This window comes from Anaerococcus nagyae, assembly GCF_017874535.1.
Lineage (GTDB): Bacteria > Bacillota > Clostridia > Tissierellales > Peptoniphilaceae > Anaerococcus > Anaerococcus nagyae.
On record NZ_JAGGLS010000012.1, the window covers coordinates 14,685 to 31,396 of the forward strand.

Consider the following 16,712-nt stretch of genomic DNA (forward strand, 5'->3'; position numbering starts at 1 on the left):
TTAAAAGAATACTGTCAACATTTTATCACAATGCAGCAAAAATGTCTAGTGAAATACTAGGTATATATTAAAAAAATATTTTTATCTGATTAAATATAATAAAAAATAAGATAATATAATGAATTATAATATGATATTTTGTATTCAAAGATAATTAATTTATTGTGTACAATAAAAAACTCTAAAGTGGACACTTTAGAGTTTTGTTTAGGATTTTCTTGATATTATTTTTTTATTTAAAATGGTAATAGCTGCAATAGCTAATATAAGTATAATGAGCCAAAGCCGCATTCCTTCCACACCAGTCTTAACATTAGAGGAAGAATTTTTATTATTTCTATCTGTCTTATCAATTGGTTTATTTGGATCTTCTGGATATTCAGGCTCTTTCTTACCATCAGTATTGTCAGGATCTTTTGGTTTTATAATACTACCATCTTTTCTATGCCTATGTGGATCATGATTTTTAAATACAATGTTAGTTACCTTCCCCTTATCAGAAGTTTTTTTATCATAATTACTATCATCATAAGCATAAGTGCTTATCGTAAGTCCATTCTTATTTTCTTGAACAAGATAAACTAGCCTATAAACTGTTCTATCATACCTGACCCATCTATTATCTTCTTCTATATCTTCATTATTTTGATACACTAAATATTCATATTTGCCAACCTTATCAAATTCTGGGATAAAGTTAAATTTTAAGTCACCTATACCATAAAATTCATCTACGCCCTTATGAAGTGGTGCATTATTTATAGGATCAATTTTTATATCCGATCTATGAGGCGAATTATTCCATTTTTCATCTTCATAAAACCAATCCACCCCAATAGGTACTGCCTGATTAATAGCATATGAATCTATAAATGGAAATAAGACAATTATAGATGTTAATATTAATTTGTATACTTTTCTAAATGATTTCATTAATTATCTCCATTCAGGTCTTAGTACACCTAGTATTATCGTTCTACCATTGGTAGTCGCTTTCTCACAGGTAGATAAGGCTATGATTTTATCCTCTCTTATATCTATATCTCTTTCTTGGAGCTTATTTTTTCTTGCGTGGTCGATTAAATTTTGTCTTTGTACTAAAGATTGTGTAGTCTTAGGATTAAATATTATTTGATCATATGCATCAATTTTGCTTACCATAAAGATCTCTATACGATAAGTTTTATCTGGTAAAAAAAGTGTTCCATATTTATGCTTATCAAAATATTTCTTATCTTCAAATAGAACTACATCTCCAAACATCCCACCACGTTCCATATGATGACCATATAAAAGTGAATAAGGATCGGTAAAGTCTCTGTTATTCCTATAGTCAAGAAATATAGACCCACTTAAGGCAAACTTCTTGTATACATCCTTGTTGATATATTCCATATTGTCCTCACCTTGGACAATTGGATGATCGATATTTGTATCATCAATTGTAACCCAGGCAACGACATCTTCATTTATCTTCATCAAATCCCAAAGAGTAGGATTCTCTCCATTTTCAGAAATTTGTGGCTTGAATTTGAGAAGCTCATCTCCTGCAAATCCTCCACGAAATAACATATAAGAATTCCAAAGGGAGTATCCTGCAAAAAGTATAACTAGTATGAGTAGCAATGCTACTATTCGATCTAAAATTTTCTCGCCAATACGCGATATATTAGCTAATACTTGCAAATACTGATCTCCTTTCAAATTATATATGTAAATTCACCCCAAAGGGGTGATAGAGTTATATTATGCTAATTCTTCTTCTTTTTTGTTGTTTTTAAAGTAGATAAAGAATATTACTCCTGCTGCTGCAATTGCTAGTACAAATGGTGCAATGTTTTCAATAAGACCAGTTGGGATGTCACCTTTTCTTGTATTTGTCCAAGTAATCTCCCCGTTATCTGCAACTGTAAATGTAACACTAGCACCTTCTTTTGTAACATCTGCATTTTCTAATTTTCCATCATTATAAGATACTTTAGCTTTATAACCTTGTTTGTCTTGAGTATCTTTTTCAGTAATTGTAATTTTATCTCCACTAGCTAATCCAGTAATTTCAAATGATCCACCATTTCCAATTTGACCTGCTGATACTGCATTTTCGCCTGACTTAATTGGAGTATTTCCATTTAATCTTACGGATGTATTTTTCTTTCCTTCAGCTTGAGCTAAAGCAATTGTAAATTCAAATGTATCAGATAGATCAGCTTGGTTACCATCTATTTTTTTTGTTACTTTCAATGATTTTTGAGATAATTCGTTAGTAAATTTAAGTGGTGCTTTTTCTCCATTTAAAGAAACAATATAGTAAGCAATTTTTCTTCCTGTACCGTTATCACTTGTAACAAATACATCTACATCATATACTTTTTCATCATCTTTCATACCTGAAATACCAGAAGCTTTTTCACTAACTTTATATCTATAAACACCAGGTTGTGCTTTATCTACCGCTTCTTGATTTACTGTAAGTTGTTCACTACCAGTTGTTTCTCCAGCTTCTAACTCTATATTTCCATCACCTATACCAATTAGTGGATCTGCACTTGTACGAGATTGGTAGCCAGAATAAGCTGGTGCATCTGCTGCTTTTATTTCATATTTAAATGTACCACCACCAAAATATCCACCTGTTACTTCTTTTTCAATAGATGGTGCTTCTGTTAGCGCATTAGAACTACCCTCTGTATTTATTGAACCTGTTTGTGCTGCAAATGCATTACCAACAAATCCACCTAATGTTAATGTTGCTGCTAGTACAACGCCTGTTACTTTTTTAAAAATGTTATTTAAATTCATTTACTTTTCTCCTATTTTATATTATTAAAAATTACTTCTTCTATAAAGGGCAAATACTTTTCCCTTTATTTCTTTTCTAGTTACTGAACCAAAATATCTGCTATCTTTAGCTCCTCTTCTCATATCTCCTAGGGCAAATATTTCATCTTCTTTAAGTTTTATAGGAAACTTTATGTCTGTACTAGTTTCTTCATACTGACCTGTTGGATAAAATATCTGATCTTCTGCTTGATATGATCCGTTTATTATCAGCTGTCCTTCTTCGGAGATATCTACTACATCTCCACCACTTGCTACTATTCGTAGCGCATAGTCCGCATCATTTTTACCTACCACTACTACATCGCCGACATAATAATTATGGTCGAGCCTGTAGTACATCAACAAGTCACTTGGTACCATTTTTGGAAACATGTCGTCATTATAGACTACAAAAAATCCAAATATGAAAGTGAACAACAACCACAATACTAAGATGATTAATAATAATTTCTTAAAAAAACTTCTAATTGCATTTTTATTTGAGACATTAACTCGCTTTTGCCTGATAATTTTATTTATTTCAGTAAAATCTAAATTAGCTTGCGAGGTTTTACTATCCGCTTGAGTAAATTTGATTTTTTTACTCATTGCTATTCTCTCTTAATCGTCTTAGTTCTTTGTCTTTTTCATCAAGTATTGATTCATACTTAATTTTTTGATTATTAAAAGCTTGTAAGTAAAGGTCTGAAAGCTGCTGGATTTTCACCAATGCATCGCTTTCAGATACCCCTCCAAAAGTTTGCTTTTTAAACTTCAAATCTTTTAAAAATTTTTCAATATTTTCTAATTCATCCATCAATACCCCCTGCTAATTTAATTTTTTTATATAATCTATATGCAAAAGCCATGCTAGCTAGGGCAAGCATTAGTGCCATAGGGGCTATGTTATCGATTATTCCTGTAGGTGGCGGTAGAGGTTGACTTTCAAATATCACTTCTACATTCTCTTCTATACTATCAAGACTTAATGTATTACTATTATAAATATCACCCTTGTACTTATACTTCACGTATCGATTAGATTTTGATTCTATCTTTATATTTGTACTTCCATAAGGTATTTCGACATCAATAGTATTACCATTATCTACTTCGTATTCATCAGAATAGTTAGTATCTTCCAATGTGTAAGAGACAATGAATTTCTTATCCTCATCAGAGATATCATCGCCTGTGACATCATTTCTAATAGTCACTTTGTATTTGTCTCTCTCCCATATACCATAGAGAATATTTGGCATGTTTTCATCAGTTATCATTACTTCTTGATCAGGCTTGAAAATTTTTCCTTTAGTTGGATCTTCTGTTGTGTACCAGCCTAGGAAATGAAAACCTGTAGTGTTTGTAGCTCTTGGCTGTGGTAGCGTAATAGTATCGTTATTTCTCAAATCTTCAGGTGGTCTATTATCATTTATACCATTTGGTAAATCTGATGGTTTATTTCTAGTTTCATATACTATATCGTCTAATTGACTACCATTAGGAGAGATTTCTTTAAGGGTAAGTGTTGTAACCCTGTATTTGTTAAAGACTGGCTTAAACATAATGTTACCTATTACATTTACTATATCACCTGGTCGATAGATTTTATTTAGCATATTTGAATCTGTTACGCTAGTAAATTCTGAATTTTTATCTATAACCCAACCTTCAAAAACCTGGTCTTTTGGGACTTTTAATTTCATCCCAGTTGGATTGTTTGCATATGGAGGAAATTTGTAATCACCATCAATATATGGTGGTATTACTATGGCCTCTGCGTTGTTTACGTAGTCGTTTGGATCTGTGTAGATATAGTCGGTGCCGTCTTCTTGAGGAGCCTTGTACTTGACTCTATAGATTTGCGATAGAGGTCTAAATTCGTCTCCCACTGGGGCTAACCAAACAGGATATAAAAATAAATCGCTATAAACAGGATCACTGAAGTTATATTCTGTCAGTGTTCCGTTGATATATGCATACCACCTAAGCTCTGACCCTGGGGTTTGTTGGGCAACGGGAGGTTTGTCAGCGCTAAGCTTAGTCTTATCGACAGCATCTCCCCTTTTTACTTTTAGTTCAATAACACCTGCTTCGGGGTTATTTCTCTGCTTATAAGCTCTAACTGTATATATTGGTTCTTCCCATTTGGCGTATAGTTTTAAGTTATTGTCGGGCATGGTCATTGATTTTAGATCTAATGGATTGCCTGCACCGTTGGCATTTTCAAACCATCCAGCAAAAATTTGTCCTTCGCTATTTTTTGTTTGACCTATTATATAATTTTCTGGGGCATATTGGGCTAAGGAGGAATCATATAGAACGTTACTTCTTATGATATCAGGTCCATTACCATTAGTAGAAAAAGTTAGATCGTGTCTATTTCTCTGATAGTAAACCCACACCTCATTTTGTTCAGATGTCTTACCATCGGCGTGCTTTGTACTTGGTCTGGCGAAGTTGTTTCCTGGTCTTTCTACATATTTGTAGGTATAGCCTGGTATGGATTCACCACCAGTATAGCCTTGGAATGATGAGCTTAATTGAGATGTTTTGGCATCAAGCCTGATTAGCTGATTGGTCTCAACATCAATGATTCTAACATTCCACTCATTGCTTCCTTCACGCCATGCTAATAGATTGTAGTTGTTTTTTGGCATCCTTGGAGGACTGGTCACAATTTGACCAGCTATACCATTTTCCTTAAAAGTATAACCTGAAGGCAATTTTCTTAGAGCTTCCTCAAAATAAGGCTTGGTATCTGCTCCCCATTTTAATTCTACTTTTACAACGTCAATCTCATAGAAAACATATGACTCAAAAATTCTAAATGTGAATCTATCCCTATCATAGTAGAGATTAATCTCTGTGGAGTCATCGCCTCTTATGATTTTTCGCTCATCAGCTCTGGCGAAATGTATCTTTTCATTATTCATTATAGTAGAAGATAGCTTATAAGAGCTTGAATCAGCATTCGTATATGTTCCTGCATTAGCAGTTCTTGTTTCAGATTTATATAGGGAGTAGCCACTATCATCAGCATTTTCCATAAAATGGTTGATCGTATATTTAACTACCCTAGGAGTCCAGACAGCATAAAGGGTCATGTCTTTAGTGATAGGGGTGTTGGAATTGAATTGCCTTCCGTTTGGTGAAGACGACCAGTACTTAAAGTCATAGCCTGGCCTAACTGGTTTTGTCAAATCGCTTAAACTCAATTTGTCTCCACTATATACGACTTGCTTATTTACATGGGTTCCTCCTTGGGAATCAAAGGTAACTGTCAGAGCTTTTTTAAATACTGCATATAGGTCAAGTCTAACGAAATTGTCTGCGCCCTGTACACTTTGGATATAGTCCTTTGTGATTGGGGTGTTAAAGTCAAAAGCTTGGCTTCCTTCTGGCTCGAGAGCCCAGTGTGAGAATACAGTTCCACTTTCTCCTGGGATTACTGGTACATCTTCTGTTGTAACTTTATCACCTAGTGGTATTTCCTTAGTAGAGAGGACTTGATCCACATAGCTAATAGTTCCATCGCTATTTTCAACCTCTTTTCTATCTATGAAGTCGATATAGGCTACATCTGGATATTTTCCCTTAAGGTATATGATTTTAGGAGATGATTCTGTAACAGTGACCGGAGTTTCAAAATCGAATTTATCTCCAAAAGTATCTGTCTCTATATCATAATAATGCCAGCCTTCAAACTTACCCTTGTAGCTAAAGATAGGTAGTTCTGGTTCAATTAGCTTTTCACCATTTCTAACGGTTTGGATGTCCCATACTTCTCTGTCGCCATCTTTATTCCTATTTAAAAAAACAAATTTTATAGAATTAGCTTCAGGATCTGTCACCGCATAAATAGAAAAGCTTTCAGCCTTAAACGTTACAGTGTCATTTATCTTTTTATCTACCGTAACTTTTTCTTCATGGGCAAATTCATCTTCCTTATGGTAAACTTCTACTTCCTTAGCTTTTCTTATTTTTTGATTGGTGATTTGGACGTTAATATTATTTTGAGATGTAACTTTATATTCGTTATCATCCTCATCAAAGATTTTAATATCATAAGCAGCAAGTACTTCTTTGCCATCTATTTTTATTTCTACTGGATATGCTTTAACTTTGGTACTTGCTGGCAATTGGCCTGATACTTTTATTTTTGTATTATCATTTGTCTTATCTGTATAAGATTGATCTGTGTATATTTCAGCCAATAATTGTTGATAACTAAGTTTATTAGTATTTTCTACATTAGCATTATTTGTATCAGAAGGTTTTTCAGCATAGACTTTGTCTTTGTACTTATCATTTTTAGATGCTATGAATTCTTTTCTCAAGCTTTCTATTATTAGATCTGATTTTTCATCTTCTTTTTTATTAGATGTCGTTTCCTTTTTAGTAAAGTTTTCTAACAACTCTTTTGTTTTATCAACACTTTCTTTTTCCTCTAAAGAATTACCTTTATCTAAGCTTTCTACTTCCTTTACTATAGATGAGACCTGCTTATTTTTAGTCTCTGATTCTTCTTTAGGATCAAGCTTCTCTTCATTTACTTTAATTTCCTTAGTAATAGCAAATTCATTTACTTTACTTTCAAGTCTTATTAAATTAGCTTGTTTTATAAAGTCATCTCTTGCTTTAAATTTTTTTCCTTTTTTATTTTTGTCATAAAGGAAAATTGAATTAATATCTTTTAATTCGCTTGATTTTATCTCTATTTTATATACATCCGAGTCTTTCTTATCATACTTTGTATCATCACCATAAAATATTTCAAATCCAAAGGCTAATACATTTTCCTCTTTAGGATCGTTTATTGGATTTTTTAGCTTATATGCCTTAATATAAGAGCTTTCTGGCATAGGGCCTGTGATCTTTATATCAACATCTGCATCGCTAAGTGCTTTATAAGACCCATCTTCATATAAATTTGCACTTAAAGATTTATTTATTATCTTTTCATGTTCTTCTGTATTTATAACATCTTTTTTTTCTTCTACTTCTTGTGCTTCTTCTGTTTTCACTTCAGGTTCTTTTTCTTTAGAATCAGACATTGTCTCTTGCTCGCCATTATCTTTTGACTCCTTTATCTCGGGCTTAGCAAGTTCTGAGTTAGTGGAGTCTATCGGCAATTCTTCATTGTTTTCTTCGTTACTTTCTTCTTCTATGATGCTTGGAATATTATCTACTTGGTCACTAGCATAAGCTTTGCTAGCTGCAAGTGGAGTAATAGTTGAAGATATAAAAATAGAAAGAGCCATAATTGCAGACATTAACTTATATCTCAAATGTAGCAGTCCCCCTTTCTTAATTAAGTTATGATTTTTATTTTATTATTTGAATCATTATTAGATTAAAGTTTAACTAAATTTAACCACATTTTATACATATTTCAATCCTTATCATCAACTTTTTACATTGATTTTACTTAACAAAATATTGAGACATCCCCATTTAAAAGTTAAAACATTTACACTAGTATTCCACTAGGAATTACCAGATTTTTGTTCGTTCTTATATCATAATTACCCAAATTATTAAGTTATTCTTGTTATTATCAAAAAACATAGCAAATTCAATAAAGATTAGCAAAATTCTTTATATAGTCTTAATCTTCCAGTAAGCTATGATTAAGCAATATTTAAAAAGTATATTCACATATTTTCCCTCTCCTTTATATTTTTTACCATTTTATAAAAGTTTAATAAAATATGAGGTATTTTTTGCAAATATAGTAAATTCCAACTATATTTTTACTCGGTCAACAGGAAAATAATAAGAAAAATAAAAATCCACCCTCTTCGAATAAATCGGAGTGAAGAAAGTTATTTCATATACTTTATATCTTTCCGCTCACTTTATTTTATCGAAATGGGTGGTCGATCTTACTTAGTTGACTCTATATTCACTTTTAATCTTTTTATAAATCTTATAAGGGTCAGGATAAATAATATTATTCCTAATACTGCAAATACTAAAGTAGCAACTCTAGTCATTCTTACCATCTTATCTGTTTTTGCTAAGCTATTTTGTTCATTCTCACTTTGCGGCAATTCTTTACCTGGTATAGCAAATTCCTCTGCTATAGCACCTTCATCTCTATAGCAATTTACTAAAAGTCTATTTGGTCTTGGTGGCATAAAAGGACTACAGGTCATAAGAGTTATGATATCTGCATCTCCTCTTGGAGCTAACTTGTCCCAATCATAAGGATCAATTACTTCCTTATCATGAACTACATAGCGCATGGTTTGTTCTGCTCTTTCTACATACACATAGTCACCCTCTTTTAATTGATTTATATATAGGAAGTATGTATCAGTCCACCAGCCTCTATGACCTGCTATTACTGATCTTGTTCCAGCTCCGCCAACTGGTATAGATGACCCATCCACTTGTGCTACCCCTCTTGATATATGGTCTAGGGTCGCATCTAGATACAAAGGCAAGTACTTATCTAGTTTTGGAATAGAAAGATAGGCAAACGGAACATTTGTTTTGGTAAATTTTGCATATCTTGTTTGATAGTCCTCTGTTGTAAATGGATCTGATACTGTTATATCACTATCTCTTACAGTTTGATTGTATTCTTTTGCATTGGCATTTTCCTCTTCTACTTCTGCTTTATCTCTTTGATTTTGAAGTTTTTCGAATTTTTTTTGTGATTGCCTTGCAGAATAATCATTTATTGTTCTTCTTGTAAGTGGAATAGTTATAAAAAGCAATCCTACTAGGATAAGTAAGTATCCAATAGTACTACTTTTTGTAAGTTTTAATCGATTCTTCAATGGTGTTTACCTCATTTCTAAGAGAGCTTCTTCTTCTATGTTCTTTAATAACAAATATTATAAGCAGAGCCACCAATGGTAACATTATCAAAAATAATTGGAAAAAGTCGTATTTCTGACTCTTTGTATTGGCTACTCCATCGTCTATAGCTGCTTGATAAGGGATTCTATGGCCTCTTACTAGAAGCCTATGAGAATTAATCATATAAGGTGTACAAGTTAAAAGAGTTGCATAATCATGACCTTCTTCTACTAATACCGGCTGAAAATCAGATGGATCTACAACTTGTATCTTATCCACTTGATATGCAAGTGTATCCTCAATATTGTGTATATAAAATACATCACCTTCTACAAGTTGATCAAGATTTCTAAAGAGTTTAGCATTAGGAAGTCCTCTATGCCCCGTAATAACTGTATGAGTATTATTACCTCCAATTGGTAAGGATGTACCTTCAAGGTGGCCACATCCTTTTTCTAAAACTTCATCACTAGTTCCAGCATATATTGGTAAATCTTGACCAATCTTAGGTATCTCAACGTGACCTAACATTTCATTTATTTCAAGCATTCTAGCATATTCAGCTCGTCCTTCCTTTTCTTTTTGCGTGAAGGGATCAGCAAGCCTAGCTGGGTCTAATGTACGGTTATAAGCGCGAGCAAGATCCATACGTTTAGCAATTTCTTCCTTATTTGTACTATCACTTTCTTTCTTAAACTCGACAACCTCTCCCTCAGACTCTATCTCATAATACTTTTGACTTATTAATGGATAAGCAAAAATTATAAGTCCTGTGATAAAGATTAAAAAAAATGGTAAGTTTTTCTTAATTCTATCTTTTCTATTCATTCATATCTCCGCTTGAATCTTTATCTGAGGTATTTCTCATTTGCTCAAACATGTCTGTGCCAGTTGAATTTGATCTGCTAGTATTAGATCTGCCGTTCATAAACATATTTTTTAGATTTTCTTGTTCTTTACGTATTTCTTCAAGTCTAGCATAGTAATCTTTGTTTTCTCTTCTAAGCTTGATAAGTCTAATTATAAGTACCAAGATTAAGAAAAGAGCTACAAAAAATAGTATTCTAAATATCCAATTTGCTTTATTTGTTCTAATCAATTCTTCATCCACAGCAGGTACGTATGGTACTCTGTGCCCCCTTACTAAAAGTCTATGTGTGTTAATCATTAACGGTGTACAAGTTAAAAGTGTAACATAATCATGACCTGGAGATACTAATAAATCATTGAAGTTCGATGGTTCTACTACTTTTATTTGATCAACTTGGTAGGCCATGACTCCTTCGATATTGTGTACGTAAAACTTATCTCCAATTTCTAATTCTCTAAGATTGGTAAAAAGCGTAGCCTCAGGGAGACCTGAGTGAGCAGTAAGAACTGAATGTGTACTATTACCTCCTACCGGAAGAGATGTGCCCTCCAAATGGCCTACACCCTTTTGTAAAATATCTTCGCTAGTACCTGCATAGATAGGTAGGTCTTGGTTAATCCTCGGTATTTCAACATGTCCTATCATCTCAGCAACTTCTAACATACGAGCGTATTCCTTACGTCCCTCTTCTTGTTTTTTTCTGGTGTAAGGATCATCTGCTATATCACCTGTTAGTGACTCATTGTAGGCATGGGCTAGGTCAATACGCCTTTTAATTTCTTCTGTTGAAAGTTGATCTGTACCTGATTTAAAAGTATCTAATTGATTACCAGAATCAACACGATAATATATACGGTTAATTGCTGGGTACAGCATAACAGCCAAACCAATTAGAAATATAAATCTCCAAATCCACTTTGACGCTTTTGATTGAGGCTTTTTTTTCTTTTTGACCTTTTTTTTAGAATCTGACTTATTCAGATTTTCTTTTGTATTTTGTTTTTTCTTTTTAAAAGCCATATACCCTCTCTATTAGCTATCATTTTAAAAAGGGTCTCACAATAGAGACCCTTTTTATGTTAATTTGTAATTGTCCTTAGCTTAATTCTTGTAATAAGACTTAGGCTAAATTTCTTTGAGTCTTTTCTGATTTTCTTACTAGATGACTTCCGCCTATTATCATTATTAGTCCTAATACTACAAGTATTATTATTCTAATATCACCTGTTTTTACAAGTGGTCCTCTTGGAATACCTGGTTTATTTTTTGGTACATAATATCTTGTTGATGGAGGTGTTGATGATGGCGGTACAGAACTTCTTGTAGTTGGTGGTGTTGATGATGGTGTTTTTGGTGGGATGTTTGATCCTGGAGGTGTTGCATTTGGATTACGCTTATTTACTATAAACTTTGCTTCAGCTGTTTCTGACTTTTCTGAAATAGTAAATTTTACTGGATTTACATCTAACACATATCCTTCTGGAGCTGCTGTTTCTCTTAGATAGTAATCCCCATAAGGTAAATCTTTTACTTTAAACTCGCCATTTGAACCAGACTTAATAGTAAGCCTCTTGCCATCAACTTCATAAGGAGTTGCCTCTCCTTTTTTATCTACAGAATAAACAGCAAAAAGTGCCCCTTCAAGTCTCTTAGGTGTCTTGCTATTATCCACCTTTACGAAGTTCTGTGAGCCTTTTTTCTTATTTTTTGAATCTGGTGGAACTAGTTTAGGATTCTTTGGAAGATTTTCCATAGTAAATGTAGGTTTGACTCTGCTAAGTCTCTCAGATTCCTTACCCTGATTATCTCTTATATTGTAATCTTCTAGAGGTTCGTTCTCCTTAAAGTAATACTCACCTTCTGGTAGTCCCTCTACTACTATTTCACCATTACCATCTGTATATAATTGGAAAACTTGTTCTGACTCTGCTGCTGATTCATTAAATTCATACTTACCGGCATCACCAATTAATCCTACTCTTTGATCTTCGGTAGTTACTGTTTTATCAGCATCATTATCAATAACTTTTTTTCTATATAACTCAAAACCTACTCTATCTAAAGGATCCTTTGTTTGAGAATCGATCTTTTTAAGCTTGAGTTCATTTTTTTCTTTGTAGTTTTTAACTTCTAAAACTTTATCTTTTTCTGTCTTATAAAGAACATCATCTGAGCTTACATAACCATCTAGTGGCTCTACTTCTCTAAATACATAGCTATTTGCAGGAGCTAATTCTGGCAATTTATCTAATATGATGTTACCATCTTTATTTGTTTTAAATACATGATCAATATTTTTATCTGAAACGTAACTTCCATCTTCATTTATACCAACTGGAGTGTATGTATCCCCAGATTTTACATAAAGTCTAAAGCCAACTCCTTCTAGGTCATCACCTGTTTTACCATCTATTTTGTGAAGATGTAGCTTGGTCTCTTTTGGTCTATAGTTAGCAACCTCTACTTCCTTTCCGTTAAATTTATTATAGCTAACATCTGTATTAGCATCTCTTATTTCAAAACCTTCTAATGTTTCAATTTCTCTAAAGGTATATTCACCACTTTCAAGGTTATTGACTTCTATTCTACCATTAGCATCAGTTACTAATTCTTGGATTGCTCCCTGTTCATTCTCAGTAAAGTTATAAATGCCTTCTTTTGTTTTGGTAAAATTTAAAACTTTGCCGTCTTTATTGAGAAGATTAAACTTTACACCCTCTAGATCAATTGTCTTTTGATCATTTTCTTTATCATATCCTATTTTATGAAGTCTTAGTGATTGTGGTTTTCTTTCTGTTAGTTTTGGAATAATTTCATTGACATCAATATCTCCCTCATAAGTCATTTGAGCGAAAGTGTTTATACTATATTGATGATTTTTAATAGATTCTTCAGTTTCTTTGAAAAGATAAGCACCAGGTTCTAGACCGGTTAGATTTATAATATCATAAGATGAACCACTTGAATCTTGATTTAAGTTAGATTTAACGAGAGTTCCTTCCCCTAGTTCTTTTGTAATTTCATCCATAGATAAAGAATCATATTTTTTTGCTATTTCTAAAAGTTCCTCTTTTTTGAATTCTTTATCAGATAACTTAAAATATGCTAGCTCTCTTTGCTTACTAGTTTTATTATCCTCACCTTGTCTAGGAATTTTTATTGTTAAATTCCCATTATTTGTGATATCTTCTGTACTAGCAGCCATTGATATAGGCATTAGTAGAACTTGTAAAAGCATAAAAATGCTCAGAAATCCTGCTAGTATTCTTGGTTTTTTCTTGCCTAACATAGTTAACTCCTCTTAATTTTTTCTGTTTTATGTATTTAAAATAATTTTAAATAGACTTATTCAGCTATATTATATCTTAAAAGTAGGGAATATACAATTACCTACTGCTCACATTTAGATAATTTTATAATAAAAATTAAGATTTCTAAAATCTATTTCCATAAGCATAAGTACTTGACTTTTCGAAGTTTTACTAACCTTATTTAAACACAATGATAATTTATATTTGATTCTCCTATTAAATAAGTATTATAATTAAATACAAGAAAGGAGATTTTATGGTAAAATATGATCCAAAAAGCTCAGATCCAGCTGAGTTTATTAATAATGAAGAAATTTTAGAAACAATTGACTATGGTAGAGCTAACGCTCACAATAGAGCATTGATTATAGATATATTAGAAAAGGCAAAAAAGGCAAAAGGTCTATCACACAAAGAAGCTTTTGTACTACTATCATGTGCGGAAGATGATTTGAACAAAGAAATTTTAAAAACCGCAAAAGAGCTTAAGCTTAAATTCTATGCTAATCGTATAGTACTATTTGCTCCCCTATATCTCTCAAATTACTGTGTAAACGGGTGTACATATTGCCCTTACCACGGACAAAACAAGCACATACCTCGCAAAAAGCTTACACAAGATGAAATACGTGAACAAGTAATAGCTCTTCAAGATATGGGACATAAGAGACTTGCCCTAGAAACTGGCGAAGATCCTATCAACAACCCAATAGAATACATTTTAGAATCTATTGATACAATCTATAATATTCATCACAAAAATGGTTCTATAAGAAGAGTAAATGTAAATATTGCTGCAACTACAATAGAAAACTATAAAAAGCTTCACGATGCAGAAATAGGAACATACATACTCTTCCAGGAAACATACAATAAAGAAAAATATGAAAACTTGCATGCTTACGGACCAAAATCAGACTATAACTACCACACAACAGCTCACGATAGAGCTATGGAAGGTGGCATAGACGATCTAGGATTAGGAGTACTATATGGTCTAGACTCTTACGAATACGAATTTATAGGTCAATTGATGCACGCAGAGCACCTAGAGGCTAAGTATAATGTTGGACCACATACAATATCCGTTCCACGTATACAACCTGCTGATGATATAGATCCTAATGAGTTTGACAATTCCCTATCTGATGATATGTTTGAGAAATTAGTTGCTTGCATACGAATTGCAGCTCCTTATACAGGAATGATAGTCTCAACTCGTGAAAGTGAAAAGGTTAGAGGAAAACTACTTGAACTAGGTATCAGTCAAATATCCGGAGGTTCAAAAACTGCTGTTGGTGGCTATACAGAAAATGTAACAAAGGGTAGTGATCAATTTGAATTATCAGATAATAGAACATTAGATGAAGTAGTTGATTGGCTAATAGAGAAAAATCATATACCTTCATTCTGTACTGCTTGCTACAGAAAGGGTCGAACAGGTGAAGTATTTATGGGTATGGTTAAAAAACAAGGCATTGGTAATATTTGTCATCCTAATGCTTTAACAACTTTGGAAGAATATGCAATAGACTATGCTAGTCCAAAAACAAAATCTGATATAGAAAATCTTATAGATAAAGAAATAAATAATATCCCAAGCAAAGATGTTCAAGAAGAAACAAGGAAAAACCTTATTGCTGTAAAAAACGGCCAAAGAGATCTGTATATATGAGAGCATCACAAGGAGAAAGAGTTCATATAGCCATATTCGGTAACACAAATTCTGGTAAATCCACTCTTTTAAATTACCTAACGGGAGAAGATACCGCCATAGTATCGAAAACTCATGGTACAACAACAGATCCTATAAAAAAAGCCATGGAAATCCATGGCCTAGGACCTGTTCTTTTTATAGATACAGCTGGTATAAATGACAAAACAAATCTTTCAAATGAGCGTGTAGAAAAGTCTATAAAAGTTATAGATAAAGCCGATATATTTTTATATCTTCTAAGTACTGATGATGATCTAAGCTTTATAGAAAGTTTAAAAAAAGAAAATAAACCAATTATATATGTGGCTCCTAAACAAGACTTAGATGAGGGAGTTAAAATCTTAGAAAAATTTAAGGATCTTAAACCTATCCCAATAGATAGGAGAAGTAATGATAAATATAAATTATTTGATATAATCAGAGATATTTATCAAGAAAAAGAAGATAATAAAAAACCATCCATAACAGGAAACTTAGTAGATAAAGGCGATACTGTAGTGCTCGTTATGCCACAGGATAAGGCAGCCCCTAAAGATAGACTTATAAAGCCACAAGTTATGACTATAAGGGAACTTATAGATAAAAATGCAACTTGCATTTCAACAAGCTTAGAAAACTTTGAAAATTGTATAAAAAGTTTAAAAAATCCACCAGATTTGATAATAACCGATTCCAAAGTTTTTTTAGATGTTTATAAATTAAAGCCAGAAGAAAGTAGACTAACTAGCTTTTCAGTATTAATGAGTGGATTTAAGGGTGATGTAAGCTACTTTATGGAATCTGTAAAAGTTCTAGATCATGAGATTGACAATATCCTAATAGCAGAAGTCTGTACTCATCCACCTATAGAAGAAGACATAGGAACTGTAAAGATCCCCAAAATGTTAAAATCAAAATATCCAGATGTAAATATAGACTTTGCTAGAGGAGAAGATTTCCCAGATATAGAAAAATATGATCTAATAATAGAATGCGGCTCATGTATGTTTAATAGAGCAAGTGTCATTTCCAGGGTAAAAAAATGCAAAGAAAAAGCTATCCCAATGACAAATTATGGAATAACTATAGCGTATTTAAAGGGGATATTAGACAAAATAGACTACCAAGTTTAACTTGGAAGTCTATTTTTTTCAGTAATTACTTAAACAAAAGATTTCTTGACCTATTTTCTTAGATGTAA

General features: G+C 32.5%; 12 protein-coding genes. 2 read left to right on the plus strand and 10 right to left on the minus strand.

Annotated features, from left to right (window positions below):
* Nucleotides 1–207: 207 nt before the first annotated feature.
* The 10 genes from J2Z39_RS08045 to J2Z39_RS08090 form a co-directional block, all read right to left on the minus strand.
* A complete protein-coding gene (locus tag J2Z39_RS08045; RefSeq protein WP_209814705.1) occupies nucleotides 208–933 on the minus strand; it encodes a Spy0128 family protein in 726 nt (241 codons plus the stop codon).
* Between the two features lie 3 nt (nucleotides 934–936).
* Complete coding sequence (srtB, locus tag J2Z39_RS08050; protein WP_209814708.1) at nucleotides 937–1,686, minus strand: class B sortase; 750 nt, start codon at nucleotides 1,684–1,686, stop codon at nucleotides 937–939.
* A gap of 60 nt (nucleotides 1,687–1,746) precedes the next feature.
* On the minus strand, nucleotides 1,747–2,799 hold the full coding sequence (locus tag J2Z39_RS08055; protein ID WP_209814710.1) for a DUF7601 domain-containing protein: 1,053 nt from the start codon (nucleotides 2,797–2,799) through the stop codon (nucleotides 1,747–1,749).
* A gap of 24 nt (nucleotides 2,800–2,823) precedes the next feature.
* A complete protein-coding gene (lepB, locus tag J2Z39_RS08060; protein WP_117521864.1) occupies nucleotides 2,824–3,429 on the minus strand; it encodes a signal peptidase I in 606 nt (201 codons plus the stop codon).
* Nucleotides 3,422–3,637, minus strand: coding sequence for a hypothetical protein (locus tag J2Z39_RS08065; RefSeq protein ID WP_117521865.1), 216 nt, complete (start codon nucleotides 3,635–3,637; stop codon nucleotides 3,422–3,424). Before J2Z39_RS08065 ends, lepB begins: the two co-directional genes overlap by 8 nt.
* Nucleotides 3,630–8,111 carry an InlB B-repeat-containing protein gene (locus J2Z39_RS08070; protein WP_209814712.1) on the minus strand — a complete coding sequence of 1,494 codons (4,482 nt, stop codon included), beginning with the start codon at nucleotides 8,109–8,111 and terminating at the stop codon, nucleotides 3,630–3,632. Before J2Z39_RS08070 ends, J2Z39_RS08065 begins: the two co-directional genes overlap by 8 nt.
* Nucleotides 8,112–8,708: 597 nt before the next feature.
* Nucleotides 8,709–9,611, minus strand: a complete 903-nt coding sequence (locus J2Z39_RS08075; RefSeq protein WP_117521867.1) for a class C sortase — start codon at nucleotides 9,609–9,611, stop codon at nucleotides 8,709–8,711.
* A complete protein-coding gene (locus J2Z39_RS08080) occupies nucleotides 9,580–10,461 on the minus strand; it encodes a class C sortase (RefSeq protein WP_117521868.1) in 882 nt (293 codons plus the stop codon). The genes J2Z39_RS08075 and J2Z39_RS08080 overlap by 32 nt, the downstream gene beginning before the upstream one ends.
* Entirely contained in the window at nucleotides 10,454–11,524 is a 1,071-nt protein-coding gene (locus tag J2Z39_RS08085; protein ID WP_209814714.1) for a class C sortase, read from the minus strand. Before J2Z39_RS08085 ends, J2Z39_RS08080 begins: the two co-directional genes overlap by 8 nt.
* A gap of 100 nt (nucleotides 11,525–11,624) precedes the next feature.
* On the minus strand, nucleotides 11,625–13,793 hold the full coding sequence (locus tag J2Z39_RS08090) for an MSCRAMM family protein (RefSeq protein ID WP_209814716.1): 2,169 nt from the start codon (nucleotides 13,791–13,793) through the stop codon (nucleotides 11,625–11,627).
* 278 nt (nucleotides 13,794–14,071) lie between these two features.
* Here J2Z39_RS08090 and hydG point away from each other — a divergent pair, with 278 nt between their 5' ends.
* Together hydG and hydF are read left to right on the plus strand one after the other, a co-directional pair.
* Entirely contained in the window at nucleotides 14,072–15,490 is a 1,419-nt protein-coding gene (gene hydG / locus J2Z39_RS08095; protein ID WP_209814718.1) for a [FeFe] hydrogenase H-cluster radical SAM maturase HydG, read from the plus strand.
* Entirely contained in the window at nucleotides 15,487–16,644 is a 1,158-nt protein-coding gene (gene hydF / locus J2Z39_RS08100; RefSeq protein WP_209814720.1) for a [FeFe] hydrogenase H-cluster maturation GTPase HydF, read from the plus strand. Before hydG ends, hydF begins: the two co-directional genes overlap by 4 nt.
* Nucleotides 16,645–16,712 lie beyond the last annotated feature (68 nt).

What these genes read in the sequence shown, in the direction of transcription:
- J2Z39_RS08085 (WP_209814714.1), bottom strand. Translation starts at nt 11,524, where the DNA reads ATGGCTTTTAAAAAGAAAAAACAAAATACAAAAGAAAATCTGAATAAG.
- J2Z39_RS08090 (WP_209814716.1), bottom strand. Translation starts at nt 13,793, where the DNA reads ATGTTAGGCAAGAAAAAACCAAGAATACTAGCAGGATTTCTGAGCATT.
- lepB (WP_117521864.1), bottom strand. Translation starts at nt 3,429, where the DNA reads ATGAGTAAAAAAATCAAATTTACTCAAGCGGATAGTAAAACCTCGCAA.
- J2Z39_RS08065 (WP_117521865.1), bottom strand. Translation starts at nt 3,637, where the DNA reads ATGGATGAATTAGAAAATATTGAAAAATTTTTAAAAGATTTGAAGTTT.
- hydF (WP_209814720.1), top strand. Translation starts at nt 15,487, where the DNA reads ATGAGAGCATCACAAGGAGAAAGAGTTCATATAGCCATATTCGGTAAC.
- hydG (WP_209814718.1), top strand. Translation starts at nt 14,072, where the DNA reads ATGGTAAAATATGATCCAAAAAGCTCAGATCCAGCTGAGTTTATTAAT.
- J2Z39_RS08045 (WP_209814705.1), bottom strand. Translation starts at nt 933, where the DNA reads ATGAAATCATTTAGAAAAGTATACAAATTAATATTAACATCTATAATT.
- J2Z39_RS08055 (WP_209814710.1), bottom strand. Translation starts at nt 2,799, where the DNA reads ATGAATTTAAATAACATTTTTAAAAAAGTAACAGGCGTTGTACTAGCA.
- J2Z39_RS08080 (WP_117521868.1), bottom strand. Translation starts at nt 10,461, where the DNA reads ATGAATAGAAAAGATAGAATTAAGAAAAACTTACCATTTTTTTTAATC.